Below are 25,575 nucleotides of genomic sequence, written 5' to 3'. Positions count from 1 at the left end.
CCTTTATTTTAACAAAAACATAAAAATGCACAAGAGGTAGAGATTTTTTTTTGAAATAGGTACAATAGGAAAAGGTAAGCGTTTTACAAAAGGGGTGTAAAAATGGAGAAAATTGATCATATTGGTATTGCTGTAAAAAGTATTGAAGACTCTCTTCCATATTACATAGATACATTGGGGTTAAAACTAGTACATATTGAAGATGTTGTATCAGAAAAAGTTCGTGTAGCTTTTATTGATAGCGGCAATGTCCATTTAGAATTGCTTCAACCAATCGATGATACAAGTACGATTCATTCATTTATCGAAAAAAAAGGTGAAGGTATTCATCATATAGCTTTTGGCGTTACAAGTATACAACAGCGTTTGGATGAGCTAAAAGACAAGGGAGTTCGGCTTATACAAGAGACTGCAAAAGCTGGTGCCCATGGTGCTCAGGTGGCTTTTATACATCCAAAAGCATCTCATGGAGTACTTTATGAATTAGTCGACAAAACCGGGGGAGAGAAGTAATTATGGATATTTATGAAAAAATTAATGATTTATATGATCGTAAACGTAAAATCGAACTTGGTGGCGGAGATGAACGGATAGAAAAGCAGCATGAAAAAGGGAAGTTGACTGCTCGTGAACGTATTGAATTACTAGTAGACAAAGATTCGTTTGTAGAGTTAAACCCTTTTATCAAGCACCGTACAGTTGACTTCGGAATGGACAAGCAAGAAGGTCCTGGAGATGGGGTCGTAACTGGTTACGGGAAAGTGAATGGTCGTCCAATTTATCTATTCTCACAAGATTTCACAGTTTTTGGTGGAGCTTTGGGAGAAATGCATGCACTTAAAATTGCGAACGTAATGGACTTAGCAGCAAAAAATGGAGCGCCGTTTATTGGGTTAAACGATTCCGGTGGTGCTCGTATTCAAGAAGGCGTTGTTTCACTAGATGGATACGGACAAATTTTTTATCGTAATGCCATATATTCCGGCGTTATACCTCAAATTTCTGTAATCTTAGGTCCATGTGCTGGTGGAGCTGTGTATTCACCTGCTATAACTGACTTTGTGTTTATGACAGATGAAACTAGCCAAATGTTTATCACAGGTCCTAAAGTAATAGAAACAGTTACCGGAGAAAAAATTTCTGCCGAAGATCTGGGTGGATCGAAAGTACATAATACTATAAGTGGAAATGCACATTTCCGTGGGGAGACTGAAGAGGTAGTATTAGAAAGTGTCCGTCTGCTATTAAGTTATCTACCACAAAGCTATGAAGAAAAAGCTCCTTTAGCTGATGTAGTAGAAGAAGATGATTACCGTTCTGAATTAGCAGATATCGTTCCTTATGAGGCAATCCGCCCTTATGATGTTAGAAAGGTTATTGAACAGATAGTTGATACAGATTCTTTCTTAGAAGTGCAAAAGGAGTTTGCTAAAAATATAGTTATTGGTCTAGCTCGTATTAAAGGCGAGGTAGTTGGTCTAGTTTGTAACCAACCAAAAGTAATGGCTGGAGGATTAGATATAGACTCTTCAGACAAAGCTGCACGTTTTATTCGTTTTTGTGATTCCTTCAATATCCCTATCATTACGTTTGAAGATGTAACTGGATTCTTCCCAGGTATTAAACAGGAACATGGTGGAATTATTCGCCACGGCGCTAAAATATTATTTGCTTATTCAGAAGCAACCGTTCCTAAAATAACAGTTATTTTACGAAAAGCATACGGAGGTGCTTATGTTGCTCTAAACTCCAAGTCTATTGGGGCAGATGTTGTTTTTGCATGGCCTAATGCGGAAATAGCAGTTATGGGGCCAAACGGAGCTGCCAATATAATTTTTGCACGTGAAATTGCTCAAAGTTATGATCCTGAAGCAGTACGTGCGGAAAAGATTGAGGAATACCGTGAAAAATTTGCAAATCCATATGTAGCGGCCTCAATGGGAATGGTCGATGATGTTATTGACCCTCGAGAAACACGTATTAAGTTAATTCAGTCATTAGAAATGATGCGTAATAAGAAAGAAACTAGACCAAACAAAAAACATGGTAATATTCCATTATAAAAGGAGACTTTTAAATGAGTCGATTAATAGATGAATTTTTAGAGCTAGTTCAAATAGATTCTGAAACAAAGTATGAGGGAGTAATTGCACCTATTTTAAAAAGTAAATTAGAACAGCTTGGATTTACTGTTATTGAAGATGATTCTGCTACTAGAAATGGTCACGGAGCTGGAAATCTAATCGCAACTCTAAAGGGATCTAATCCAAACGTAGACCCAATATACTTTACGGTTCATATGGATACTGTTGTACCTGGAAAAGGGATTAAACCTGTAATAAAAGAAGATGGCTATATATATTCGGATGGAACTACAATTTTAGGAGCTGATGATAAAGCTGGAATAGCCGCATTATTTGAAGCTATGCGTCGTTTGAAAGAGCAATCTATCGAGCACGGAGATATACAAGTTGTTATTACCGCTGGAGAAGAAAGTGGTCTAGTAGGAGCAAAAGAATTAGATGCTTCTTTACTAACTGCAAAATATGGCTATGCGATTGATAGTGATGGGACTGTCGGTGGAATTGTAACAGCTGCGCCTTTCCAATCTAAGCTGTGGACAACTATTACTGGAAAAACTGCTCATGCTGGAGTGGCTCCTGAAAAAGGTATTTCTGCCATAACTTTAGCTGCAAAAGCTATTTCTGCTATGAAGTTAGGAAGATTAGATGCTGAAACGACTGCTAATATCGGTCGATTTGAAGGTGGACAAGCAACTAATATCGTCTGTGATGAAGTGCATATTCTTTCTGAGGCACGCTCGATCAATGAAGATAAACTTAATGCGCAAGTTGCACATATGGTAGCAACATTTGCAGAAACAGCTGAAAAATTTGGAGGTAAAGCGGTAACTGAAACACAATTAATGTACCCAGGCTTCCATTTTGAAGAACACCATTCTGTTGTACAGGTTGCTAAACGTGCAGTAGAGCGAATTGGAAGGACTGCTGAGATTAAGACTAGTGGCGGTGGCAGTGATGCAAATGTTATTGCTGGATTTGGTATTCCTACTGTTATCTTATCTGTAGGGTATGAAGAAATTCATACAACAAATGAACGCATGCCTATTGAAGAATTAGAGAAACTAGCCGATTTAATAGTAGAGATCGTTTTAGTAGCGGCAGAATAAATAGGAGGTGACTTTGTTGAGCAATGAAAAAGTAGTAGTATTTCAATGTGGAAATGAAGATTATGCAGTTTCAATTGAACATGTAGTCTCCATTGAGAAATTAGAGCATGTAAACCCAATACCGCACTTGCCAGATTATTTAATTGGTTTGATGAAGATTCGAGGAGAGCTAGTGCCAATAATCGATTTCGAACAAGTTTTGTATAATCGTAGCGGTATTGATCAAGAGTTAGCAAGAGTAGTTACTATGCATACTGAAGATATGACGGTTGGCCTTCTTGTAAAAGAAGCGAAAGAGATTCTGGATATTGATCAGGACAATCTAAAGCAAATTGGTCTAGTAAATTATACGAAAACACGTTATTTCACAGCTGTTGCAAACCTAGAAAATCGAATGATTACAATTGTAGATGCTTCTATATTAGTTAGTTCATTAGAAGGTTTTGAAGACATTCAAACATATGTTGAAGAAGTAAAGAAAGAAGAAACTATTAATAACTAGTTTCATGTTTTAGTTAAATGAAATGAGGTAGCTTATATAGCTACCTTTTTTTAATGATAAGAAAGTATATAAAAATTCTCCTTGAATACTGTTTCATGTGGGCGCTTTTCACGGGCGAGTTTTTTGCGACGAGCTTGCGTAGGAGCAAAGGAAGCGGCTGAAGACGTGCCCACGGAAAGCGTCGACCTTTGCTACAATCAACAGCATTTCTAGGTAATGTTAAGAAAGGACTAGGCGTCTTTTAACCATTCTTTATTAAGTGAAGAGAAAGAATAATAATAATAATTTGCGACCTAAATACATAGTTTCCGGTTTTATATTTTTTGAAGCTACTGATTCCCTTTTCAGGCTATTGATTTAAATGCTTCATGTGTTAGTAGGGAATATATACATATGGGTCCTCTGGCTGTTCAATTCGTTCTATCTTGTTAATTTGTAAGTTTGGTAAATCTTGGCCATCTACATTTGTTTTCGCCAAGATTCCAGTTGCTTTAATCCATTCATCCATGACTACTGGGTGAGATATATCCGTTGTGGCTATAGTTCCAAATACAGAAGAATCGGCTACACAACAAGCAATTGCCACTCGTGATATAACAAATTGATCTGGTTTTAAGTCAGGCTCCTTATAGACAAAACCCATAATCTCAATTTCTTTTCCGATAAATGAATTTAAATCATTAACAAAAATATCTAAAGTATCCAAATAAAATTCATCTTTTACAATGATTTTCGGGTTATTAAGTAGTTCATTCTTTAGCTCTAATCTATTATTATAAACCGTGTTTCCTTCATCCAAATAGCTTATGTCACTATTTTCAGAAAGTGCTGAAGAATCCCCGCCAAATTCTGTCTGCTGTAAGGACGAATTTAAACCATAGTTGATGCCTCTATTTGCGACAATGGAACTATCCATAATCGTATCTGGAAACCAAAATCCAATTAGTATAGGTAAAAAAAATAAAGAATAAATAAAACCACTTTGGAGGAACGAGCTATTATTATGATCAAAACCACAATTACAGAAAAGATCCATCTTATTCTTGGAACCACTTCTCCAAATTTGTATTACTGCTAATATCAATAAAACACCTATAGCAAAGTAAGAGAAGGGTATCATTTTTGGTGCAATATAGTATTCGATATCTCCAGTCAAAGCCAACTTAAAAGTAAGCAGAAAAAAACCAATCAATATAATACCTCTTAATAATATATGAAAACCATAATCTCTCTCTTGTTGCATACTCCACCTCACAAAAATAAATATTGGAAAACTAAAATTATCGCATACACGGATAATGTAATAATAATCATATAGCCAATCACAAATTTAGTTCTGAAGTATGCAAATAGCATTATAGAACTTTTAATATCTAACATTGGTCCGTATACTAGAAATGCCAGTAGTGACCCTGTAGAAAATGTATGTGCAAAAGAAGAGGCCACAAACGCATCCGCTTCTGAACATAGAGATAAAATAAATCCAAGACCCATCATTACTAGAGGGGCTACTATATCGTTTGCCCCAAGACTAACCAAAATCTCTCTATCGAAAAATGTCTGAAATAGACTAGCTAAAATTGTTCCGAAAATTAAGTATTTCCCCATATCGAAAAATTCATCGCTTGCATTAAACATTAATATTTTTAATTTTGAGCTTTTCTTTTCGTTTACCCAAACTGAACTATCCAAAAATTCATTTTTTGTCCATTTTAATTGATTGTGATTTCGATAAAAGAGGTGAATTAAGAAACCAATTAGTATAGCTAATGTTAGAGCTAGGAACATTCGAGCATACGCAATACCCGGTGTAGATTGGAATGCATAATAAGTAGAAGCAAAAACAATTGGATTTAATATAGGGGATCCAACTATAAAAATAACACCCAAGTGTAATGGCATCCCTTTTTTTATTAATCTTCTTACAACTGGAATAATAGCACATTCACATACTGGAAATAATGCGCTTAATAATGCAACAGGTATAATTGCAATTAAAGGATTTTTGGGAATCAGTTTCTGAATAGTATTTTCAGAAACAAAAGTTTGAATTAAAGCTGATGCAAATACACCTAAAAAGACAAAAGGTAATGCTTCTAAAACTATACTTAAAAAAATTGTAGCAGCATTAAGCCAAACCTTAGGAATTTCAAAATGTATTTGTATATAATCTGCAGCTATAAAAGAAAAAACAATTACGCCAAATATTACTGTAATCGCAGTTTCCTTCCATGTTGAAATTCCTTGACCTCTCATGGTTTATCCTCCGAATCTCTAAAAATTTGTAAGTGCCGTAAAAATTTATAGAGGATTTATAATACTCCCTCTAATAATAGTTTAAAATGATTGTTCAAATCTTCATTATGAAGGTCTGTTCCAATCAAAATGATAACGGTTTTTTTATTATTAGTGAAAGGTACAGGTATAAATTTAACTTTCTTTGAAGCAAGTTGAAAACTCAGTAGATCACTAGAGTTTTCTATTTGAATGTACCCTTTCCCTCTTAGAACGTTGCTTGGAAGTTCTTTAAACCATTTTTCAAAAGTTTTTTTGGGTAATGATGGGATACCCTCCAACTTAAATGCAAACACAGTAGAATGATGATCATGATGATGAGAGTTAATATCTGTTTCAAGCGGATTGATAGAGAATGACTGAAACCTCTTATCAAAAAGTATTTTCGGGTCGACTATACCATTTGTACAAGGTATTATTTCTTTGTCTTTTCCGGCTATTTCTTCTATTTTGTTTATAACTTTCTCAAGTTGTTTAAAGTGGATCAGGTCTGTTTTGTTTAAGAGTAAGAGACTTCCACAAATAATCTGTTCTTTCATTAAGTTCCTGACTTCTGCTGAACTCGTAAAAAAACTTTGATACTCCAAATAATTACTGGCATCAAGTACCGTTATAATAGACATGATTTCAAACTGGTCTATATATGGATCACCCAACAGGACTTCTTGTATTTCCAGTGGGTTTGCCACACCAGTTCCTTCAATGAATAAAACGTCCAAGGAACTTCTGTTCATTTCTTCTATTAACATATTCATTGTTTCTTTTAAATCATCTTGAATGGTACAGCAAATACAACCATCTAAGAGTTCAAATACTTTTCTGCCTTCAAACAAATGTCCCTCCACGTTTTCGCTGCCTAATTCATTTAGTATTATCCCAGGTTTTTGACCTTTTTCTTTACAATGTTCTAGCATTTTCAGCAATACAGTTGTCTTTCCACTTCCAAGAAATCCACCTAAAATGTAAACGGGAATTTTAGTAGGGGTTCCCATTAAACCTCTCCCTTCCTTGTTAAAGCATCTTATATTGTAATTGTTAATTATATGCTTTTATCCTGTGTTGCATTAGTATTTACATTCTGACTGAAATTTTCAGTTATAATTTGTATAGAATTAGAAAAATGTAAAGTCTCTAATATAATTTATATTATTATCTTTGTAAACTTATGTACTGAGATTACTAAATTTTTAAACACAGCGATGTTTTATAAATATCTACATTCAAAATTGCAAGGTAGTCATAGTTATTCTTATAATAAATTCATATTTACTTTTTTTCTCTTTCACTAAACTTTCCATATCAGTAAGTGAAGGAGCAGGAATTTCTATACGAAGAATTCACAATTCAATATCGAGTAGATTTATAATATTAAATTGTATACTGTTGTCATTCTAAGTTTAAATCTATAGATAAAGAAAAGGAGGGAAGTAAATTGTCGGGAAAACATAGGATTATATTTCATTTAGACATGAATAGCTTTTATGCATCAGTCGAACAAGCACATGACCCCTCGTTAAAAGGGAAAGCAATTGCAATTGCAGGTAATCCTAAAGAGAGAAGGGGAATACTAGTTACATGCTCTTATGAAGCAAGGGCTAGAGGGGTGTATACAACAATGTCCGTGTGGGAGGCTAAACGAAAATGTCCTGAACTGATATTATTACCTCCAAATTTTGAACGTTACCGAATCGCTTCTAAAGCAATATTCGAAATTTTAAGGTCCTATACACATCTTGTAGAGCCTGTTTCGATAGATGAGGGGTATATGGATGTAACGGAAGTTGATATGAACAACGATGCAGTGAGTTTTGCAAGATCTATTCAGGATCGCATTATACGAGAGCTAGATTTGCCTTGTTCCATTGGTATTGCCCCTAACAAGTTTCTTGCGAAAACGGCATCCAATCTAAAAAAGCCTATGGGTATAACTGTTTTGCGGAAAAGACAAGTAAATGAAATCTTATGGCCACTCCCAGTAATAGATATGCATGGAATTGGGGAGAGTACTGCAAAAAAATTAGAAACGATTGGTATTATTTCTATAGGAGATCTAGCAAGTGCAAGTCCTAATTTACTAAAAGAAAAACTTGGGAAAAATGGAGTCCGACTTCAAAATCGGGCGAATGGGATTGATAATAGGGAGGTAGATCCTGAATCTATATATGACACTAAAAGTGTTGGGAATTCAACTACACTGCCATTTGATGAAACGAATATAGTGGACCTTGAAAAAGTATTTATTCGTTTATCGAAAAAAGTAGCTGCTAGACTTGATGCCAAAAATCTAGCTGGACGGTCCATTACGATACATATACGTGACGCTAATTGGAAAAACAAAACAAGAAGTAAAACTGTAACTAACCGTCTCTATAAAGAACAAGAAATTAATCAATTAGCATTAGATCTATTTCAAGCTTCTTGGAATGGGGATCCAGTTCGCTTACTAGGTGTAACAGTGAACAATGTCTATGATAAAGGAGAATCAGTCGAACAACTATCTATTTTTAATTTTGAAGAACATGCTAAAGAAGAGCCAATATTAAAGCTTGTGGAACAATTGCAAGGGAAATTCGGAGAAAATAGTATTAAACGTGGTATGAAATTAAAAAAGAAACCTTCATTGGAATCAAAAACAAGTTTTAGTAAAGACTTTTTAGATGACCATGACCATCATAAATGGTTCTGATGTACAAACGAATCGTTCAAATAATTCAATGTATGTAAATCAGATAAAGTAGGTAATTCAAATTTTTGTTGATAATTTTCAATTCCTTTACCAGTAATAACGATTAAGTCATTATACTGAGCAAGGTCCCATGCGTACTGAATAGCTAAAGTTCGATCTGGAATAATCACACATTTATTCATCGGATCCAATGAAGTGAGTTCTTCTATCATTTGTTGAGTTGATACACCATTTAAGTCATCAAAAGTTAATATACATGTGTGACAATTATTTAAAGAAATCTGTATCATATTACTTCTTTTTTGGACGTCTCTATTTCCCCTAAAACCAAAAACATGCACTATTCTTTCGGGATTATATAAGTTAGCGGTTTCTAAAATGTGAGAAAAAGCATTTCCAGTGTGAGCATAATCCACAATGAAGTTTGCTCCATTTGGATGTTGAAACATTTCGAATCTACCTGGAACTCCGCTAAAATGTTGCAATGAATTCTCAATATCTAATGGTTCGATATTTAAAGAGACTGCTGTCGAAAAAGCAAGTGCAGCATTTTCTATATTGTGTTTACCTTTCATACGATTATTAATCGAATAGCGCAGCGGATGTCGCTTATTCAACACTAACGATTCATTACTTATGATATGTGTAGGATCTGTCCCATTTACTTTAATAACTTCTCTATTCAATGAAGAGACATACTCACAAAGCCGTTCTCCCCATATTGAGTCGGATTTGATCACGGCAATTCCACTCGGTTTTAAATAGTTGAATAATGATTGCTTAGCCAAATAGTAGGATTCCATATTTTCGTGGTAATCTAGATGCTCATGCTCTAAATTAGTAAAAATACAATAATCAAATCGTAGACCCTCCACGCGAGCCTGAGCTAAACCATGGGAAGACACTTCCATTATGATAGCACGATCATTACTAGTAGCCATAAGCTGATTTAATGTTAAAGCATCAAGAGTTGTATGTGTAGATATGTTTTCAACACCATTGATAATAGTGCAAATACTCCCAAATAAAGAACACGAAATACCTGCTGATTCTAAAATATGCTTTAACATATAAGAGGTAGTTGTTTTTCCGTTCGTACCGGTAATTCCAATCATTATCTTGTGTTGTGTCGGGTTTTCGTAAAACATATTCGCTAATAAGCCTAATGCTTTTCTTGAATTATTTACTTGAATATAAGGCACACCAATAGATGAGAGATTTTCTTCACCAATGACAACGGAAGCTCCATTTGAGATTGCATCCTGTATAAACTCGTGTCCGTCTTTGTGAGTTCCTGATATGGCAACGAATATGTAATTGTTCTCTACTTTTGCAGAGTTAAAAGCAAGACCATCTATTTCAATGGATTCGTCTTCTTTACTTATGTTAATGCCTAAAGGCTTTATCAATGTCTCTAATTTCATAAGTTATGAACTCCTTTTGATTGTTTAATTATTGTTAGCAGTTTTGTTTTTTACATACATGGAATTTAGGGGTAGACTTATAATTACAATATGTCCTATTGAACAAAGGAAGTGAGTAAATATGCAATTATTATTTTTAGGTACTGGTGCAGGAATGCCATCGAAACAGCGTAATACGACATCTACTGTATTGAAACTATTAGAGGAGAGAGGTTCTTTTTGGATGTTTGATTGTGGGGAAGCCACTCAGCATCAAATTTTACATACGACTCTAAAACCTCGTAAACTGGAAAAGCTTTTTATCACACATTTACATGGAGATCATATATATGGGCTACCTGGTTTGCTAGGATCCCGTTCTTTTTTAGGTGGTCTAGAACCTCTTACAATCTATGGACCAACAGGGTTGAAAAATTGGATAGAAGTAACCCTGTCTGTTTCCAAAACTCATGTGAAATATCCCTTAACAATTATAGAAATTGAAGAAGGCGTTGTTTTTGAAGATGAAGAATTTATTGTAGAGGCTAAACTATTAGAGCATGTAGTGCCCTGCTTTGGATATACTGTCAAACAAAAAGCCCTTGCACCTGAACTCTATATTGAAAAAACAGATGCTTTAGGAGTTCCAAGGGGACCTTTACTAAAACAATTGAAAGAAGGGCATGATGTGTTACTTCCAGATGGAAAAGTTGTGAAGAGTGAGGAAGTAACTGGTGCTCCAAAAGATGGATTTAAAGTAACGATATTAGGGGACACAAAATACTGTGATAACTCTATATGGTTAAGTGAAAATGCAGATATCGTCGTCCACGAAGGAACATTCGATATTGAAACTGCTGAGCTTGCCCGACGTTATGGGCACTCTACTATAGTGGATGCAGCGGAGGTTTGTGAAAAAGCAAATGCTAAGCATTTAATCGTTAATCATATCAGTGCACGCTTCATGCCGTCTGACTTAAACAAAATGCTTAGCCAAGTTGAAAAATATAGTTTTCCCATTTATATTGCCGAAGATTTTACAGAATATAGTTGGATTAATGGTACATTAATTCCCCTAAAATGAAAAAAGAGATTCCGCGAGGATTACTTCACTCGGAATCTCTTTTTTTCTCTAATATAACTCAAACTTACGGTAGCGATAGGCCGGAACCAATTAAGACCGCTTCGATTTTTACCTTGAGCAATTCCAGCATTAATAAATGCCAGTGTACCCCAACCAACAAAATATGAATTTTCCATTTTATTTCAAAATCCTTTATAATTATTTTTTTCAAGTTTCAAATAGTTTCCCGAGTTCTCGTGATCTGTTTTGTGCAGCATTAATACAAGCAAAAATAGCTTCATTCACTTTATGCTCCATTAGTTGTTCCAAACCTGCTTCTGTTGTGCCACCTGGACTAGTAACTTTTCTACGTAGCTCTTCAGGTTCCACATCACCTTTCTTCAGCATTTGTGTTGCACCTTCCATCGTCTGTATAAATAGTTGACGAGCATCTACCTTGTTTAAACCATGCTCAATAGCTGCGGATTCAAACTGTTCAGCAAAATAGTATAAGTAAGCTGGACCGCTTCCTGAAAGTGCGGTAACAACATGTAAATCTTCTTCTGCCACGACCTTTACAGAACCAATAGATTCTAAAAGATTGATGATGGGTAGTTTGGATGCTTCTGGAATAAGCTCATTCCAGCATATAGCAGATGCACTCATTCCAACGGCTGCAGAAGTATTTGGCATTACACGTGCAATTGGTCTATTACCCAGAGAATTTGTAATGGTTTGTATACTTATACCCGCAATAACGGAAATTATTGTAGTATTATTGTTTAAATATGGTGCCAGACTTGTAAGAGCTTCATTTGCATCTTTTGGTTTCATGGCTAGAAAAATAATATTAGCTTCAGTTAGAGCTTTTTTCTGATCACATACAATTTGCACATTGTATCTTTCTTTTAAATAGTTAAGCTGGTTTTCATCTGATTTATTCGTAACATAAATAGATTCAGGTGAAATTATTTTTTCTTTTGTTAAACCATGTATAATAGCCTCCGCCATAGCACCTGCACCTACAAATACAATTTTCGTCATATAATTTTCCTCCCTTTAGTTTACCTGATTTCCATTAAAGTTAATGAAAGTAGAGCGGTATTAAAACTAGGACAAAATAAAAAAGCGCTCTCATCCCATACAATAAGGACGAAAACACTTGTTTTCCGCGGTACCACCTAAATTTGCTGATAATTTTCAGCACAACTTATTCCTTCGTATCGAGAAGGTACGACCATGTTTACATAGTTGCTCCGAAGTAGGTTCTATAAACGAGCGGGAGGTGAAACTTGCACCAGGTCATTTCACTCTCTTAACTCCATCGTATATGTACTAATCTTCATCTTAGCTTTTATATTCTGAATTAATGAAATTATATGCATCTTATCATAAAAAGTCAACCATATTTCCGTGACGGTAACCCGAAATAAGAGTACAATGTAATGAATGACTATTCATTAATAAGGAGAATTCAAATGATACATAAAATTATAGTTCCCACTCCCTTTGCAGTAGGGGATGTCAATGCATATATAGTTAAAGGCGATGCATTGACATTAATTGATGCTGGACCAAAAACAGAACAAGCATTATCCGCATTAACACAAGGTATAAAAGAAGCGGGCTATGAGCTTACTGATATTGAGCAAGTTGTTTTAACACATCATCATCCCGATCATGCTGGTTGGACAGATGCATTTGAACAAGCAACTATTCTTGGTCATGAATACAATCAAGTATGGATGACTCGTGATGAAGATTTTCTACAGTATCATGACCGATTTTACTTACAGTGTCTAAAAGAAGAAGGGGTTCCAGAGGAGTATTTTAATTGGGTGGAGAAGATGAGAAGACCATTAAGCCTTTTAGGGAGTCGTTCTCTAGATACTTATTTATGTGAAGGGGACATTCTACCAGGTCATCCTGATATCCAAGTGCTTGAAACGTTAGGACATGCACAAAGTCATTTGGCATTCTGGTCTGAAAGTTCTAAAGTTCTAATAGGTGGGGACCTTATTCTCGAAAAAATTTCATCTAACCCATTAATTGAGCCACCATTAAATCCACAAGAAGAACGCCCAAAATCGATGCTACAGTACAATGCATCATTGAAAAAAATACAGCAACTACCTATTGAGAAGGTTTATAGTGGTCATGGTAACGAAGTATTTAATATAAAGGAACTAGTTACAACTAGACTAGAAAAACAAAAAGAGCGGGCACTTAAAGTACTAGATATGATGAATGACGGTGAAAAAACAATTTTTGAATTAACTAAACAATTATTTCCAAAAGTTTATGAAAAGGAACTTGGCTTGACACTTTCTGAAACAATTGGTCAAATAGATTATTTAATCGATAATGGGCTTATAATTGCAAAACGAAATGAAAAAGGAATTTTGTTATATGAGCAAAACTAAAAAAATTTTAATAACGGGTGCTACAAGTGGGGTTGGACTATTGCTTGCTAGAACTCTACATGATGTTGGTCACCAAATATGGGCGTCTGGTAGAAATAACGATGTATTAAACAATTTATCAGCTATTGGTATACATTCAATTGAAGCGGACTTAACTATCGAACAATCCTTCGATTCACTTTTTAACAAAATGGGTACACCAGATACCGTAATTCACTGTGCGGGTGTTGGAACCTTTTCTTATTTATTGGATATGGATGAACGAGATATGGAGAAAATGTTTAATGTAAACGTATTAGCACCGATGAAGCTTACAAAGTACTTTGCAGAAAAGATGAAAACACGGGGGTTTGGTCATTTTGTATTTGTTGCATCTCAAGCAGGTAAAGTAGCTACTCCTAAAGCATCTGCATATGCAGCATCTAAGCATGCCATTCTCGGGTTTGCAAATGCTATCCGAATGGAACTAAAGGAATTTGGTATCGAGGTTACGACTATAAATCCAGGACCAATTGATACACCCTTTCTAGATTTAGCTGATCAGACGGGTAATTATAGAAACAGTATGAAAAAACATCTATTGACTCCGGAAAAAGTGGTAGAGTCTATAGAAAAAGTGATTGAAAAACCGGTAAGAGAGGTTAATCTTCCTTCTTACATGAGTATTACAAGTAAACTATATGCTATGGCTCCGTCAATTGTCGAAACAGTTGGGAAAAAGTATTTCATAAAAAAATAACACATTAAAAAACCGACTCTTCCTTTAAAAAGGATAAATCGGTTTTTTTAACAATTTTTGATGTTTTTACTCAAAGTTTTTGTAGAACCATTGGAAGTTAAGATAGGTATCTGTATATACCATTTTTAGGAAACTTTTCGTTGGTATCTATTGAGTAGTTCATCCAGCTCCTGACTGCAAGTAACGACAATTGGATGAGTAAATCCAAGTCTTTTTGCCTTTTTATACATATCCTGTTTTTTTAGCTCGATTCGTAGCAATAACGATTTTTGGTGCAATTGACTTTTCACAATATTTCTTCCTCCATAGTGTGTATTAGCTTCATCTCATGAAGTGTATATCTTGTAGGTTATGTAGCAACTTGATTATTGTATAATAAGGATATTGCAAAGAATGTCGGATTGTGAAAAATATACACATTTCACAAAAGTGTCACATTTGGATGATTTCTATTGTAATAATTATAACAATTGAACATTTTACTGGACATTTTTCAGTTTTTATATCTCTGATATTTTATATAATCTTTCGACATAAAAGGAATAATGAGAGCTGATGAAGAATATTAATAAAATTGAAATTGTGCAAACAAGGCAGAAATTTGAAAATAGCTACATAAAGCTATTTCAAAACATAAAGTAGGAAAGTGGGGTTTTGAAATTGATAAAAGGAGTTATATTTGATTTTGATGGTTTAATTGTAGATACAGAAACTACATGGTATGAAGCATTCAAAGAAGTTTTTTATGAAAGTCATCATATAAATATAGATTTACTAGGATATTCTCAATGTATTGGGACAGGAAATGATGTTTTATACAATTACTTCCGGGAACTAGCAGGTGAATCCGTCAATTGTGAAATGCTAGAAGAGCATGCAGCAATTAGGTACGAAACTATGATGAAAGCACCTATACTACGTGAAGGTGTTAAAGATTATTTAGATGAAGCTAAACAAAATAATCTTAAAATAGCACTAGCTTCTAGTTCATCAAAGAGCTGGGTACATAAGTACTTAACTCAACTAAACATAATGGAGTACTTTGAAGTCATCAATACACAAGATGATGTGAGCAATATTAAACCTGATCCCGAACTATATCTTAAAACATTAAAAGACTTAGGACTGTCACGTGAAGAAACAATTGTTTTTGAAGATTCTCTTAACGGATTGAGTGCAGCAAAACAAGCAGGTATTCGCTGTGTCATAGTTCCTAATAATGTTACAAAACATCTGAAGTTTGAGAACTTTGATGAACGAATAAACTCTATGGGGGAAATCTCTTTAAGTGAGCTATTAAAGAGGATAGAACAAAGGTAATTTTATAAGTTGGAAGTACAAAAAGGAGTGTTAACATGATATTAGAGGCAGTAATGCTACAAGTTAAATCTGGTACTGATGAAAATTATGAGGAGGCTTTTCGTCAAGCATCTAAAATTATTTCAACTATGCCAGGTTATATATCACACGAATTACAACGTTGTATGGAAGTTAAAGGTAAATATTTACTGCTAGTAAGTTGGGAAACCTTAGAAGATCATACAGTTGGTTTTAGAGAATCGAGCGAGTATCAGGAATGGAAGAAACTACTTCATCCATACTACGATCCCTTCCCAGTTGTTGAACACTTTGAGAAAGTGCATATATACTAGAACAAAACATAGACTTAGTACTCTAATTAATAGAGTGAACTAAGTCTATTTTTTTTGTATCTTTCATATAGTGTTGCCGTATTGCATCTATCAAACAAGTTGATGTCACCCATATATTTAGTTTAAGCCATCACCACTTCACCTAATCATGTTGACTTCTCTATCTGTATCCAGATGATTAGTCACCATATTTACGAAAAACAATTAAGTGACTAGTCCACAATAGGATTTTACTCGGGTTATATCCTCTATAGCGGACACCATCGCATTATTATATTTAAATACTTACAAGTGCCTGACAACTTTTTTGAAACGTAATCCAATTGCAGTCATTCCAAGTACAGTTAAAGAAGAAATGAATAATTATTAATATTTATTAATAATCAGTTGTATTTAAACATAAGTCATGATACATTATGTATATTAATACTAAAAAGTTGTATATAAATTCATTGGAGGGGTATATAATGAACAAAAAAGTTGTGTTAGCATATTCGGGCGGGTTAGATACATCGGTTGCAATTACGTGGCTAAAAGATGAGGGGTATGATGTTGTAGCGGTATGTCTAGATGTTGGAGAAGGTAAAGATCTTGCATTCGTTAAAAATAAAGCACTAGAGGTTGGAGCTATCGAAAGTTATATGATTGATGCAAGAGAGGAATTTGCTAATGAATATGCACTGATCTCACTTCAAGCACATACTTGGTATGAAAATAAATATCCATTAGTTTCTGCCTTATCTCGTCCATTGATTTCTAAAAAGTTAGTTGAAATTGCAGAACAAACTGGAGCAACTGCAGTTGCACATGGTTGCACAGGTAAAGGAAATGACCAAGTTCGTTTCGAAGTTTCCATTAAAGCATTAAATCCAAATTTAGAAGTGATTGCACCAGTTCGTGAGTGGAGTTGGAGTCGTGAAGAAGAAATTGCTTATGCCAAAGAAAAAAACATCCCTATCCCGATTAACTTAGACAGCCCATTCTCTATCGATCAAAACCTATGGGGGCGTGCAAATGAATGTGGGATTTTAGAAGATCCTTGGGTAGCTCCACCTGAAGAGGCTTATGATTTAACAGTGTCTCTAGAAAATGCACCAAATACTACTGATGTAATTGAAATTGAATTTTTAAAAGGAGTACCTACTTCGATAGATGGAGTAGCGTATCCATTACACGAATTAATATTAAAACTAAATGAGTTGGCTGGGAAACATGGTGTCGGCCGTATAGATCATGTTGAAAATCGTTTAGTTGGTATTAAATCACGTGAAGTATACGAAATTCCAGGTGCTCATACATTGCTACTTGCACATAAGGAATTAGAAGATATAACACTAGTAAAAGAATTGGCTCATTTTAAACCAGTTATGGAGAAAAAGTTAACAGAACTTATATATGAAGGACTTTGGTTCTCTCCACTTAGAACTGCACTTGAGGCATTCTTAAAAGAAACGCAGCAATATGTGAATGGAACAGTAAGAGTGAAATTATTTAAGGGTCATGCAATTGTAGAAGGACGTAAATCACCTAATTCTCTATACAACGAGAAGTTAGCGACGTATACAAAGGATGATGAATTTAATCATGCTTCTGCTGTAGGATTTATCGAGCTTTGGGGTCTTCCAACAAAAGTACACGCTATGGTGAATAAGGGAGCAGAGAAGGTGGAAGTATGACAAAACTATGGGGCGGCAGATTTCAAAAATCTGCCGAACAATGGGTTGATGAATTTGGAGCTTCCATCGGATTCGACCAAACATTGGTAATAGAAGATTTAGACGGTAGTATTGCTCATGTACAAATGCTAGGAGATTGCAATATATTACCACCTGATGATGTGCAAGCAATTTTAGGTGGTCTTGTTCAATTAAAAAAACTGGCTTTAGAAAAGCAATTAGATTTTTTAGTTGCTAATGAAGATATTCACTTAAATTTGGAAAAAATGCTTATCGATTTAATCGGACCAGTTGGTGGAAAGCTACATACTGGGCGTAGCCGTAACGATCAGGTAGCGACAGATATGCATCTATTTTTAAAAAATAGAGTAGGAGAAATAATTGAGCTAATCGATCTTTTTCAACAAACACTTGTGGCACAGGCAGAAATGCATATAGAAACACTTGCACCAGGATATACGCATTTACAGCGTGCACAACCTATTTCATTTGCTCATCATTTAATGGCTTATTTTTGGATGCTAGAACGGGACAAAGATCGCTTCAAAGATTCAATGAAGCGTATTGATATTTCACCGCTTGGAGCAGGTGCGCTTGCAGGAACAACATTTCCGATTGATCGTCAGATAGCAGCTAATTATCTTGGTTTTGCAAATGTCTATGAAAATAGTATGGACGCTGTTAGTGACCGTGATTTTATTATAGAATTTTTAAGTAATTCTTCTATGATGATGGCTCATTTATCTCGGTTTGCTGAAGAAATTATTTTATGGTCTAGCTCTGAATTTAACTTCATTGAATTAGATGATTCTTTTTCAACTGGATCTAGTATAATGCCTCAAAAGAAAAATCCAGATATGGCAGAGTTAATCCGCGGAAAAACCGGTCGAGTTTATGGAAATCTAATGGGATTGTTAACTGTCATTAAAGGACTTCCATTAGCTTACAACAAAGATATGCAAGAAGACAAAGAGGGCATGTTCGATACTGTACATACAATAGTTGGCTCATTGAAAATATTTGAAGGGATGGTCCGGACAATGGTTGTTCATACGGAACGACTACACAACACGGTCCACAAAGACTTTTCTAATGCCACAGAACTTGCCGACTATTTAGCTGCAAAAGGACTCCCATTCCGAGAAGCACATGAGGTAACTGGCAAATTAGTTTTCCTATGCATCCAACGTGGTTATTTCCTGCTTGATTTACCACTTGAAGATCTCCGTAAGGCAAGTGCTTTGATTGAATCGGATATATACGATGTATTATCACCACTAGCTGCTGTTAGAAGAAGAAATTCACTGGGTGGTACTGGTTTCGATCAAGTGAAAATCCAAATTGCAGAAGCTAAGACGCGACTAGCATAACAAAAGAACCTGTAGACATTCGTGATTACGAAACTGTCTACAGGTTTTTTGAATTGAATCACTGGATGTTATAAAAAATACCTAATTATAATTCTAAAGACAATATTAATTTATTGACAATTTAGAATTATATATTTATAGTGGAATATGTAAGGGCTTACATAATAGTTATTAACCTAAACGTTTTTTGTGAATGCTCATAATGGCTTCTACATTAAAACGTATTTTTTTTCTATAAAACTAAAACGTTTTCGTAAGGTTTACTTAGGCTTTAGGAAAGGGGTTTTAAGTCACATGATAAGTTATTCACGTGGTAAAGGAAATCTGGAGAATTGGATAGTTTCTGAAGAGTTATTCCAACCAGATTCGCTTGGGAAAAGTGAAGCAATTATGTACCTTGGTAATGGGTACATGGGTTTGCGCTCTGCTGCAGAGGAGCCTTATATGAAAGAAGTAAGAAATTTATTTGCTAATGGTACTTTTAATAAAGCAGGAGAAAATGAAGTCACAGAATTACCAAATATAGCGGATGTGACACGGTTAGATATTCGAATTGACGGTGATCGGTTCAGCCTGGAATTTGGAAAAACAAAGGACTATATAAAACAATTAAATATAAAAACGGCAGAGTTAATAAGGTCCTTTGTATGGACGTCTCCAAAAGGGAAAGTTTTACAATTTGAATTTAAACGATTTGTGTCTTTAGATAATTTACATCTAATTGGCATGAAAATGTTTGTTAAAAGCTTAACTGATCCCGTTCATATTTCATTTGATACTGGAATAGATGCACAAATGAGTAATTCTGGCGCTCAGCATTTTCTAGAAGGTGAACGGAGAATATTTGATAAAAAGGATATTCAGCTAGTTCAAACAACTAGAGAATCTAAAATAGATGTGGTGATCAGTTCGACTCATAAAGTCTTTGTGAATGGTGTTGAAAGTATAAATGAACCAGAAATGAACATGGCTCGAAGAAAAGTATGGCTCACTTATAATATTAAACTTGAGCCAAATGATAGGTTGGATGTAGAAAAGCTGACGACAGTATATACAAGTCGTGATAATGATTTAGATTTTACTGAATATACAACTAGACTTCTCCGCGAAAAATCATTAAGTGATTTAAGAAACTGTGCAATAAAAGGATATGAATCAAACTTTCAATTGCATAAAGAAGCATGGAATAATCGGATATGGAGTTCATACGAATTAGAGATCAATAGTGAAAATCCTTATGATTTGCTTGCTCTGCGCTTCTCTCTATATCATTTAACAATTATGGCTCCTGCTCATGATGATCGAATGGGGATTGCAGCAAAAGGATTAAGTGGAGAAGGTTACAAGGGACACTCCTTTTGGGATACAGAAATATTCATCCTGCCATTTTTTACTTTTTCTAATCCAGCAGTAGCAAAATCACTTTTAACATACCGTTACTTCTGCTTAGAAGGTGCTAGAAAAAAGGCGAGGGAAAATGGTTTTAGTGGTGCGATGTTCCCTTGGGAGTCGGCATGGCCGACTGACGGAGAAGTAACTCCAAAACTAGGAGACATTGATATTGTTACAGGGGAACAAACGAAAATTTGGTCCGGATTTATAGAACAACATATTTCAGCAGATATCTCTTTTGCAATTTATCAATACTTTAATGTTACTGACGATCAGGAATTTATGAATCACTATGGCTATGAAATAATTTTTGATACTGCAAATTTCTGGGTAAGTCGACTTGAGTGGAATGAAGGCAAGCAGGCATACCATATTAATAATGTTATAGGACCTGATGAGTATAAAGAGCATGTAAACAACAATGCTTTTACGAATTATATGGTTTTTTTTAATATGAAACTTGCCATTCGATATTACGAAACACTTATGAAAGAAAAACCTAGCATACTAAAAAAACTGACAACGAAGTTTGATATGAAAAAAGCTTACTCTTTATGGAAATCAAACGTGGGAAAAATATATTTGCCGCAACCCCGAGCAGAGGATTTTGTAATTCCACAGGATGATACTTACTTAACGTTAAAAGAAATTGATTTAACAAAATATAAAAATCAAAAAAAACTTAGAACAATTTATCGAGATTATAATTCAGAACAAATTAATGCCATTCAAGTTACGAAGCAAGCAGATATACTGCTAATGTTGTATCTGTTAAACCAAACTTTTATAAGTGATGCCGTTCCACTGTCAAATGCAGTAAAAGAAGCTAACTTCTATTATTACGAAAGAAAAACGTTACATGATTCATCGTTAAGTCTATCAACTCACTCCATTCTAGCAAGTGAAATTGGGGACAAAGATTTAGCTTATTCATTGTTTAGGAAAGCTACCGAAGTCGATTTAGGACCCCGAATGGACACATCAGATGAGGGGATACATGCTGCATCCATCGGCGGAATATGGAAAGCATCTGTCTTTGGCTTTGCTGGAGTCAGGGTAGTAGATGGAAAACTGAGGATAAACCCGAAGTTGCCAAAGCAGTGGCGTCACTTGAAATTTAAGATTCACTGGCAAGGTCAGCCAATCACATTAGCACTTAGTCATACTACTTTTTCTATTAAGGTTGAAAATAAGAGGAAAATAGAATTTGAGCTTAATAATCAAATCTATGAGTGTGATGATGTACTAAATATAGATTTTGAATATAAAAATGGGTAGTTATAAAATGATTCTTCATTTTATTCACTATAGCAATTCAAATCATAGGGGAGGAATTTAAATGAAATTCCAAAAAAGAACATTTAGTTGTCTATTTATAATCGCTTTTCTATTGCTTTTAGCCTCTTGTAGCGGCAGTGATGAAGGGGGAACTAAAAAAGAAAACAATGGCGATAGTGATGAAGCTACAAATCAAAAAATAACTATTTTCCAAAGTAAAGTTGAAATTTCCGATCAATTAGAAGCGCTAGCGAAGGAATATACAGCTGAAACTGGTGTTGAAGTTGAAGTATGGGGAACAACAGGTGATGATTATTTTGAACAACTTCAAATTCGTTTAAACAGTGATCAAGGTCCATCCATATTCAGTCTTCAAAATGTAACGGAAGCTGAAAAAATGAAATCTTACGTAGCCGATTTATCTTCTGAAGAATATGCAAAGGACATTGCTCCTGGTATGGAATTAAAGGTAGAAGATAAAATTGTAGGGATCCCATATGGAGTAGAAGGGTTTGGTTTAGTTTATAACAAAGATTTAGTGAAACCCGAAGATGTTGCCGATTATGAATCTTTTGTTAGCACTTTAGAAAAGTTTAAAGCAGAGGATATTACGGGACTTGGCCTTTCTAAAGAAGCTTATTTCTTAATTGGGCATATTAGTAACTATCCATATTCTTTACAAAGCGATCACTATGAATTTATCGATAAGCTAACAAGCGGTGATGTAACAATGGCAGAAACAAAGGAATTTCAAGAGTTCGGTAAATTTATGGAAGCTATAAAAGCAAACACACCAAGTCCTTTAGATGTGACATACGATAAAGAAGTGGGTGACTTTGCAGCTGGGAAATCAGCCATGATTCACCAAGGTAACTGGGCTTATGGGATGCTTGCAGATTTTGATGTAGATTTTGAGGTAGGTATGCTTCCATTCCCATTAAATGGTACGGATAAACTAGCAGTTGGTGTAGGAAATAACTGGGCAGTCAATGGTAAAAAGGATGAAGCAGAAACGAAAGCAGCAAAAGACTTCTTAAATTGGATGTTTACAAGTGATACAGGGCATCGATACATTGTAGAGGAATTTGGATTTGTTCCTGCGCTTACAACTATTGAAGCAAATGACTTAGATCCACTATCTCAAGACGTTTTAAACGCTTCCAATAGTGGTCAAACAATTCCTTGGGCACAAAATTATTATCCAGCTAATATTGTTCCGAATGATTTTGCTCCAAAAGCGGAAGAATTCTTTTTATCTAAGGATATGACTGGTGAAGAATTTATAGAAAGTTTAGATGATGCTTGGAAAAACGCTGTAAAATAGTTTAATTTGTTAGGATGATAGATTAATAAAGTCTGGACATCGCATTTAAATGGTGTCCAGTACTTACCTATTCAATCAATCCATTTATAAACAAACTATTAGAAAGGAGTGTTTCACATGCAAAATAAAAATAATAAAGGGTGGTATTTATTATTTACGGCGCCGTTATTTATTATTTTTTTGACAGTAGTAGTTATTCCATTCGTAATTGGAATATATTATTCCTTTTTTAAGTGGGACGGTATAGCAGCCAATCCAAAAGTGTTTGTTGGCTTTGATAATTTTATCAAGTTATTTGGTGATACACGTTTTCTTGAGTCTACATGGAAGACGACTCTATTCACCATATTAGCGGTTATCTCCGTAAATATAGTAGGACTTGTTTTTGCACTATTGGTAACATCAAAACTTAGAACATCAAATGCGGCACGTACTATGGTATTTATGCCATATTTAATAGGTGGTCTAATATTAGGATATATTTGGCAGTTTATTTTCCTTGATGTTTTTACACTAATCGGTCAAATAACTGGACTTGAAAATGTCTTTTTTAATTGGCTTATTGATATGGATTTTGCCTTATATGCTTTAGTCTTCGTTTTTACTTGGCAAATGGCAGGATATATTATGATTATTTACATCGCTGGAATACAAAGTATACCTAATGATGTAATGGAGGCATCCATGATTGATGGTGCAAGTTGGTTGCAAAGGTTAAAAAATATTACATTTCCTCTATTAATGCCTGCTTTTACGATTAGTCTATTTTTAACGCTGTCATCAGCATTTAAAATCTACGATGTAAACCTTTCATTAACGGGCGGGGGACCTGCAAATTCCACTGAAATGTTTGCAATGAACATTTATAACGAAATCTTCGGCTATGGTAATTATGGATATGGTCAGGCTAAAGCAATTATTTTCTTCTTAATAGTAGCAGCAATCACTCTGACACAAGTTTATATTACGAAAAAGAGGGAGGTAGAGTTGTAATGAATAAGTTTTATAAATTTATAAAAGAGCTTTTACTCCTCATTACAGCACTTTTCTTTCTATCACCGATTTATATAATTATTGTCAATTCATTTAAAAATCGACAGGAATTATACGAAAATGTTTTAGCACTTCCTAAAGAATTCAGCTTCCAATATTATATAGAAGCGATGGAAAAAATGAACTTTTTGAATGCACTTGCTAATTCATTATATATAACGATACTTTCTGTTCTAATTATTGTTGTCTTATCCTCTATGACTGCATGGATGCTAGCAAGAACGGATAATAAGTTAAGTAAAATTATTTTCATGATTTTCATAGCAACCATGCTTATTCCCTTCCAAACACTAATGATGCCTTTAATGCAATTCATGAGCACTATAACTAATACGTTACATATTCCAATGATTAATACTCGTGAAGGTTTAATATTTATGCATATTGGTTTTAGTTCTAGTATTTCCGTCTTCCTATACCATGGATTTGTTAAGTCTATACCAATTACATTAGAGGAAGCAGCTACAATTGACGGTGCATCGAAGTTTGGGGTTTTCTGGAGAATTATTTTTCCAATTCTAAAACCAATCACAGTAACAGTAATGATTTTAAACGTTATTAATATATGGAATGATTATCTACTACCTTCTTTAACACTTACTGATAAGGGACTTCGAACAATCCCACTATCTACTTTTTATTTCTTTGGAGAATTTACGATTCAGTGGAACTTAGCAATGGCTGGCTTGATGCTGACAATCATTCCTGTTGTAATTTTCTATGTTCTTGCACAAAAACATATTATTAAAGGTATTGGGGAAGGGGCTGTCAAATAGAGTCTATTTCTGTGGGAGGTTAGTAAATGCAAGGATTTTCAGGTTTTACAGGAGCATTGTACAGTACAACTGAATGGATTATGCGATTTTCTGTTGTTAATATTTTGTGGTTGATAATCAATCTTCCTATCGCAATTATTCTATTAAGTTTGTACGTTAATAGTTTCAGTATAGAGTTTGTAGCTTACTATGTACCCTTAATACTTCTAGTTCCTATATTATTTGTTCCAAGTACGATGGGATTGTTTGCAATGGCACGGGATTGGGTGTTGAAGATAGAGCATCCATCACTTATGAGAGCGTATTTTTCGTATATGATATCAAATTACAAAAAGAGTTCTATAGCTGGTCTAATGTTGACCTTTGTTTGGGTTATTTGGATAATGGATTTTTACTTTTTTGCAAATGAAAACGATTTATTGCTTATGGTAATTTCGATTTTGGGAGTTGTATTATTTGTATGCACAGTTAACTTTTTTTCCTTGAATGTGCATTTTCAAATGAGCATTCGAGAATTATTAAAAAACACGTTTTTTGTAACGATCGGAAGTCCTTTATTATTTTTGTTAGTTCTTTTGATTAATTTCTTATTGCTTTACTTAAGCGTTACCAAACTTATTTTTATGTTTCCTCTATTTACAGGATCATTAAGTGCCTTTGTATCTTTTACTATATTTTATAGATTTACATTGAAGATTCAAGAGAAAGCTTTAGTCAATAAAAGTAATTAAATATTATCGAATTTTGAACCTT

Annotated in this window: 24 protein-coding genes and 1 other annotated feature; of the genes, 17 read left to right on the top strand and 7 right to left on the bottom strand. The window is 34.5% G+C overall.

Annotation, left to right across the window (positions count from 1 at the left end; translation table 11 throughout):
• Positions 1 to 102: 102 nt before the first annotated feature.
• The 4 genes from mce to ACQCPR_RS09840 are packed head-to-tail and all read left to right on the top strand — an operon-like array spanning position 103 to position 3,692.
• Positions 103 to 513 (top strand): methylmalonyl-CoA epimerase, encoded by a 411-nt coding sequence (gene mce, locus ACQCPR_RS09855; protein WP_090569554.1) that lies wholly within the window; start codon positions 103 to 105, stop codon positions 511 to 513.
• Between the two features lie 2 nt (positions 514 to 515).
• A complete protein-coding gene (locus ACQCPR_RS09850) occupies positions 516 to 2,063 on the top strand; it encodes an acyl-CoA carboxylase subunit beta (protein WP_427136900.1) in 1,548 nt (515 codons plus the stop codon).
• Positions 2,064 to 2,077: 14 nt separating this feature from the next.
• A complete protein-coding gene (locus tag ACQCPR_RS09845; RefSeq protein ID WP_427136899.1) occupies positions 2,078 to 3,190 on the top strand; it encodes a M20/M25/M40 family metallo-hydrolase in 1,113 nt (370 codons plus the stop codon).
• Positions 3,191 to 3,206: 16 nt separating this feature from the next.
• Positions 3,207 to 3,692, top strand: coding sequence for a chemotaxis protein CheW (locus ACQCPR_RS09840; protein ID WP_090569544.1), 486 nt, complete (start codon positions 3,207 to 3,209; stop codon positions 3,690 to 3,692).
• Positions 3,693 to 4,065: 373 nt separating this feature from the next.
• On the opposite strand, the gene ACQCPR_RS09835 is transcribed toward ACQCPR_RS09840, so the two are convergent.
• The 3 genes from ACQCPR_RS09835 to ACQCPR_RS09825 are packed head-to-tail and all read right to left on the bottom strand — an operon-like array spanning position 4,066 to position 6,979.
• Positions 4,066 to 4,935 carry a TIGR03943 family putative permease subunit gene (locus tag ACQCPR_RS09835; protein WP_090569541.1) on the bottom strand — a complete coding sequence of 290 codons (870 nt, stop codon included), beginning with the start codon at positions 4,933 to 4,935 and terminating at the stop codon, positions 4,066 to 4,068.
• 8 nt (positions 4,936 to 4,943) lie between these two features.
• Positions 4,944 to 5,948, bottom strand: coding sequence for a permease (locus ACQCPR_RS09830; RefSeq protein WP_090569536.1), 1,005 nt, complete (start codon positions 5,946 to 5,948; stop codon positions 4,944 to 4,946).
• Positions 5,949 to 6,004: 56 nt separating this feature from the next.
• Positions 6,005 to 6,979: a CobW family GTP-binding protein gene (locus tag ACQCPR_RS09825; RefSeq protein ID WP_427136898.1), complete on the bottom strand. Its 975-nt coding sequence runs from the start codon at positions 6,977 to 6,979 to the stop codon at positions 6,005 to 6,007.
• Positions 6,980 to 7,419: 440 nt separating this feature from the next.
• Between ACQCPR_RS09825 and ACQCPR_RS09820 the strand changes: the two genes are divergently transcribed.
• On the top strand, positions 7,420 to 8,673 hold the full coding sequence (locus ACQCPR_RS09820; RefSeq protein WP_427136897.1) for a DNA polymerase IV: 1,254 nt from the start codon (positions 7,420 to 7,422) through the stop codon (positions 8,671 to 8,673).
• Here ACQCPR_RS09820 and ACQCPR_RS09815 read toward each other — a convergent pair.
• A complete protein-coding gene (locus ACQCPR_RS09815; RefSeq protein WP_427136896.1) occupies positions 8,658 to 10,097 on the bottom strand; it encodes a UDP-N-acetylmuramoyl-L-alanyl-D-glutamate--2,6-diaminopimelate ligase in 1,440 nt (479 codons plus the stop codon). The genes ACQCPR_RS09820 and ACQCPR_RS09815 overlap by 16 nt on opposite strands.
• 121 nt (positions 10,098 to 10,218) lie before the next feature.
• Here ACQCPR_RS09815 and rnz point away from each other — a divergent pair, with 121 nt between their 5' ends.
• Positions 10,219 to 11,160 (top strand): ribonuclease Z, encoded by a 942-nt coding sequence (gene rnz, locus ACQCPR_RS09810; RefSeq protein WP_427136895.1) that lies wholly within the window; start codon positions 10,219 to 10,221, stop codon positions 11,158 to 11,160.
• A gap of 20 nt (positions 11,161 to 11,180) precedes the next feature.
• Here rnz and ACQCPR_RS09805 read toward each other — a convergent pair whose 3' ends face one another.
• Both ACQCPR_RS09805 and proC read right to left on the bottom strand, forming a co-directional pair.
• Entirely contained in the window at positions 11,181 to 11,336 is a 156-nt protein-coding gene (locus ACQCPR_RS09805) for a hypothetical protein (protein WP_427136894.1), read from the bottom strand.
• A gap of 31 nt (positions 11,337 to 11,367) precedes the next feature.
• A complete protein-coding gene (gene proC / locus ACQCPR_RS09800; protein ID WP_090569520.1) occupies positions 11,368 to 12,183 on the bottom strand; it encodes a pyrroline-5-carboxylate reductase in 816 nt (271 codons plus the stop codon).
• Between the two features lie 101 nt (positions 12,184 to 12,284).
• Positions 12,285 to 12,497 (bottom strand) — a binding site (T-box leader).
• Between the two features lie 120 nt (positions 12,498 to 12,617).
• On the opposite strand from proC, the gene ACQCPR_RS09795 reads away from it, so the two are divergent.
• Together ACQCPR_RS09795 and ACQCPR_RS09790 are read left to right on the top strand one after the other, a co-directional pair.
• On the top strand, positions 12,618 to 13,562 hold the full coding sequence (locus ACQCPR_RS09795) for an MBL fold metallo-hydrolase (protein WP_090569517.1): 945 nt from the start codon (positions 12,618 to 12,620) through the stop codon (positions 13,560 to 13,562).
• On the top strand, positions 13,549 to 14,301 hold the full coding sequence (locus ACQCPR_RS09790) for an SDR family NAD(P)-dependent oxidoreductase (RefSeq protein ID WP_427136893.1): 753 nt from the start codon (positions 13,549 to 13,551) through the stop codon (positions 14,299 to 14,301). Before ACQCPR_RS09795 ends, ACQCPR_RS09790 begins: the two co-directional genes overlap by 14 nt.
• Positions 14,302 to 14,426: 125 nt before the next feature.
• On the opposite strand, the gene ACQCPR_RS09785 is transcribed toward ACQCPR_RS09790, so the two are convergent.
• A complete protein-coding gene (locus ACQCPR_RS09785) occupies positions 14,427 to 14,591 on the bottom strand; it encodes an aspartyl-phosphate phosphatase Spo0E family protein (protein WP_090569512.1) in 165 nt (54 codons plus the stop codon).
• A 373-nt stretch (positions 14,592 to 14,964) separates the two neighbouring features.
• Here ACQCPR_RS09785 and ACQCPR_RS09780 point away from each other — a divergent pair, with 373 nt between their 5' ends.
• From ACQCPR_RS09780 to ACQCPR_RS09740, 9 genes are all read left to right on the top strand, one after another.
• Positions 14,965 to 15,621, top strand: a complete 657-nt coding sequence (locus ACQCPR_RS09780; protein ID WP_427138928.1) for an HAD family hydrolase — start codon at positions 14,965 to 14,967, stop codon at positions 15,619 to 15,621.
• Positions 15,622 to 15,656: 35 nt separating this feature from the next.
• The gene (locus tag ACQCPR_RS09775) at positions 15,657 to 15,953 is read left to right on the top strand and encodes an antibiotic biosynthesis monooxygenase family protein (protein ID WP_090569506.1); all 297 of its coding nucleotides are present in this window, start codon (positions 15,657 to 15,659) and stop codon (positions 15,951 to 15,953) included.
• A gap of 467 nt (positions 15,954 to 16,420) precedes the next feature.
• Positions 16,421 to 17,629: an argininosuccinate synthase gene (locus ACQCPR_RS09770; protein WP_427136892.1), complete on the top strand. Its 1,209-nt coding sequence runs from the start codon at positions 16,421 to 16,423 to the stop codon at positions 17,627 to 17,629.
• A complete protein-coding gene (gene argH, locus ACQCPR_RS09765) occupies positions 17,626 to 18,999 on the top strand; it encodes an argininosuccinate lyase (protein ID WP_427136891.1) in 1,374 nt (457 codons plus the stop codon). Before ACQCPR_RS09770 ends, argH begins: the two co-directional genes overlap by 4 nt.
• A gap of 294 nt (positions 19,000 to 19,293) precedes the next feature.
• Positions 19,294 to 21,669 carry a glycoside hydrolase family 65 protein gene (locus tag ACQCPR_RS09760; RefSeq protein WP_427136890.1) on the top strand — a complete coding sequence of 792 codons (2,376 nt, stop codon included), beginning with the start codon at positions 19,294 to 19,296 and terminating at the stop codon, positions 21,667 to 21,669.
• Between the two features lie 61 nt (positions 21,670 to 21,730).
• Entirely contained in the window at positions 21,731 to 22,993 is a 1,263-nt protein-coding gene (locus tag ACQCPR_RS09755) for a sugar ABC transporter substrate-binding protein (protein ID WP_427136889.1), read from the top strand.
• Between the two features lie 117 nt (positions 22,994 to 23,110).
• On the top strand, positions 23,111 to 23,986 hold the full coding sequence (locus ACQCPR_RS09750; protein ID WP_241599179.1) for a carbohydrate ABC transporter permease: 876 nt from the start codon (positions 23,111 to 23,113) through the stop codon (positions 23,984 to 23,986).
• Entirely contained in the window at positions 23,986 to 24,822 is an 837-nt protein-coding gene (locus ACQCPR_RS09745; RefSeq protein ID WP_427136888.1) for a carbohydrate ABC transporter permease, read from the top strand. Before ACQCPR_RS09750 ends, ACQCPR_RS09745 begins: the two co-directional genes overlap by 1 nt.
• A 26-nt stretch (positions 24,823 to 24,848) precedes the next feature.
• Positions 24,849 to 25,553, top strand: a complete 705-nt coding sequence (locus ACQCPR_RS09740; RefSeq protein WP_090569484.1) for a YesL family protein — start codon at positions 24,849 to 24,851, stop codon at positions 25,551 to 25,553.
• The last annotated feature ends 22 nt before the right edge of the window (positions 25,554 to 25,575 follow it).

Origin of the sequence: Psychrobacillus psychrodurans, assembly GCF_050209195.1 — a bacterium.
Classification (GTDB): Bacteria; Bacillota; Bacilli; order Bacillales_A; family Planococcaceae; genus Psychrobacillus; species Psychrobacillus psychrodurans.
Note: the sequence above shows the minus strand (reverse complement) of the source record. Positions and strands in the feature narration are given on the sequence as shown.

Coding starts and splice junctions, on each gene's coding strand:
- ACQCPR_RS09845 (WP_427136899.1), top strand. CDS start 2,078: ATGAGTCGATTAATAGATGAATTTTTAGAGCTAGTTCAAATAGATTCT.
- ACQCPR_RS09795 (WP_090569517.1), top strand. CDS start 12,618: ATGATACATAAAATTATAGTTCCCACTCCCTTTGCAGTAGGGGATGTC.
- ACQCPR_RS09815 (WP_427136896.1), bottom strand. CDS start 10,097: ATGAAATTAGAGACATTGATAAAGCCTTTAGGCATTAACATAAGTAAA.
- ACQCPR_RS09750 (WP_241599179.1), top strand. CDS start 23,111: ATGCAAAATAAAAATAATAAAGGGTGGTATTTATTATTTACGGCGCCG.
- ACQCPR_RS09835 (WP_090569541.1), bottom strand. CDS start 4,935: ATGCAACAAGAGAGAGATTATGGTTTTCATATATTATTAAGAGGTATT.
- ACQCPR_RS09755 (WP_427136889.1), top strand. CDS start 21,731: ATGAAATTCCAAAAAAGAACATTTAGTTGTCTATTTATAATCGCTTTT.
- ACQCPR_RS09775 (WP_090569506.1), top strand. CDS start 15,657: ATGATATTAGAGGCAGTAATGCTACAAGTTAAATCTGGTACTGATGAA.
- ACQCPR_RS09830 (WP_090569536.1), bottom strand. CDS start 5,948: ATGAGAGGTCAAGGAATTTCAACATGGAAGGAAACTGCGATTACAGTA.
- ACQCPR_RS09825 (WP_427136898.1), bottom strand. CDS start 6,979: ATGGGAACCCCTACTAAAATTCCCGTTTACATTTTAGGTGGATTTCTT.
- rnz (WP_427136895.1), top strand. CDS start 10,219: ATGCAATTATTATTTTTAGGTACTGGTGCAGGAATGCCATCGAAACAG.
- ACQCPR_RS09745 (WP_427136888.1), top strand. CDS start 23,986: ATGAATAAGTTTTATAAATTTATAAAAGAGCTTTTACTCCTCATTACA.
- ACQCPR_RS09805 (WP_427136894.1), bottom strand. CDS start 11,336: ATGGAAAATTCATATTTTGTTGGTTGGGGTACACTGGCATTTATTAAT.
- ACQCPR_RS09760 (WP_427136890.1), top strand. CDS start 19,294: ATGATAAGTTATTCACGTGGTAAAGGAAATCTGGAGAATTGGATAGTT.
- mce (WP_090569554.1), top strand. CDS start 103: ATGGAGAAAATTGATCATATTGGTATTGCTGTAAAAAGTATTGAAGAC.
- ACQCPR_RS09770 (WP_427136892.1), top strand. CDS start 16,421: ATGAACAAAAAAGTTGTGTTAGCATATTCGGGCGGGTTAGATACATCG.
- argH (WP_427136891.1), top strand. CDS start 17,626: ATGACAAAACTATGGGGCGGCAGATTTCAAAAATCTGCCGAACAATGG.
- ACQCPR_RS09790 (WP_427136893.1), top strand. CDS start 13,549: ATGAGCAAAACTAAAAAAATTTTAATAACGGGTGCTACAAGTGGGGTT.
- ACQCPR_RS09740 (WP_090569484.1), top strand. CDS start 24,849: ATGCAAGGATTTTCAGGTTTTACAGGAGCATTGTACAGTACAACTGAA.
- proC (WP_090569520.1), bottom strand. CDS start 12,183: ATGACGAAAATTGTATTTGTAGGTGCAGGTGCTATGGCGGAGGCTATT.
- ACQCPR_RS09850 (WP_427136900.1), top strand. CDS start 516: ATGGATATTTATGAAAAAATTAATGATTTATATGATCGTAAACGTAAA.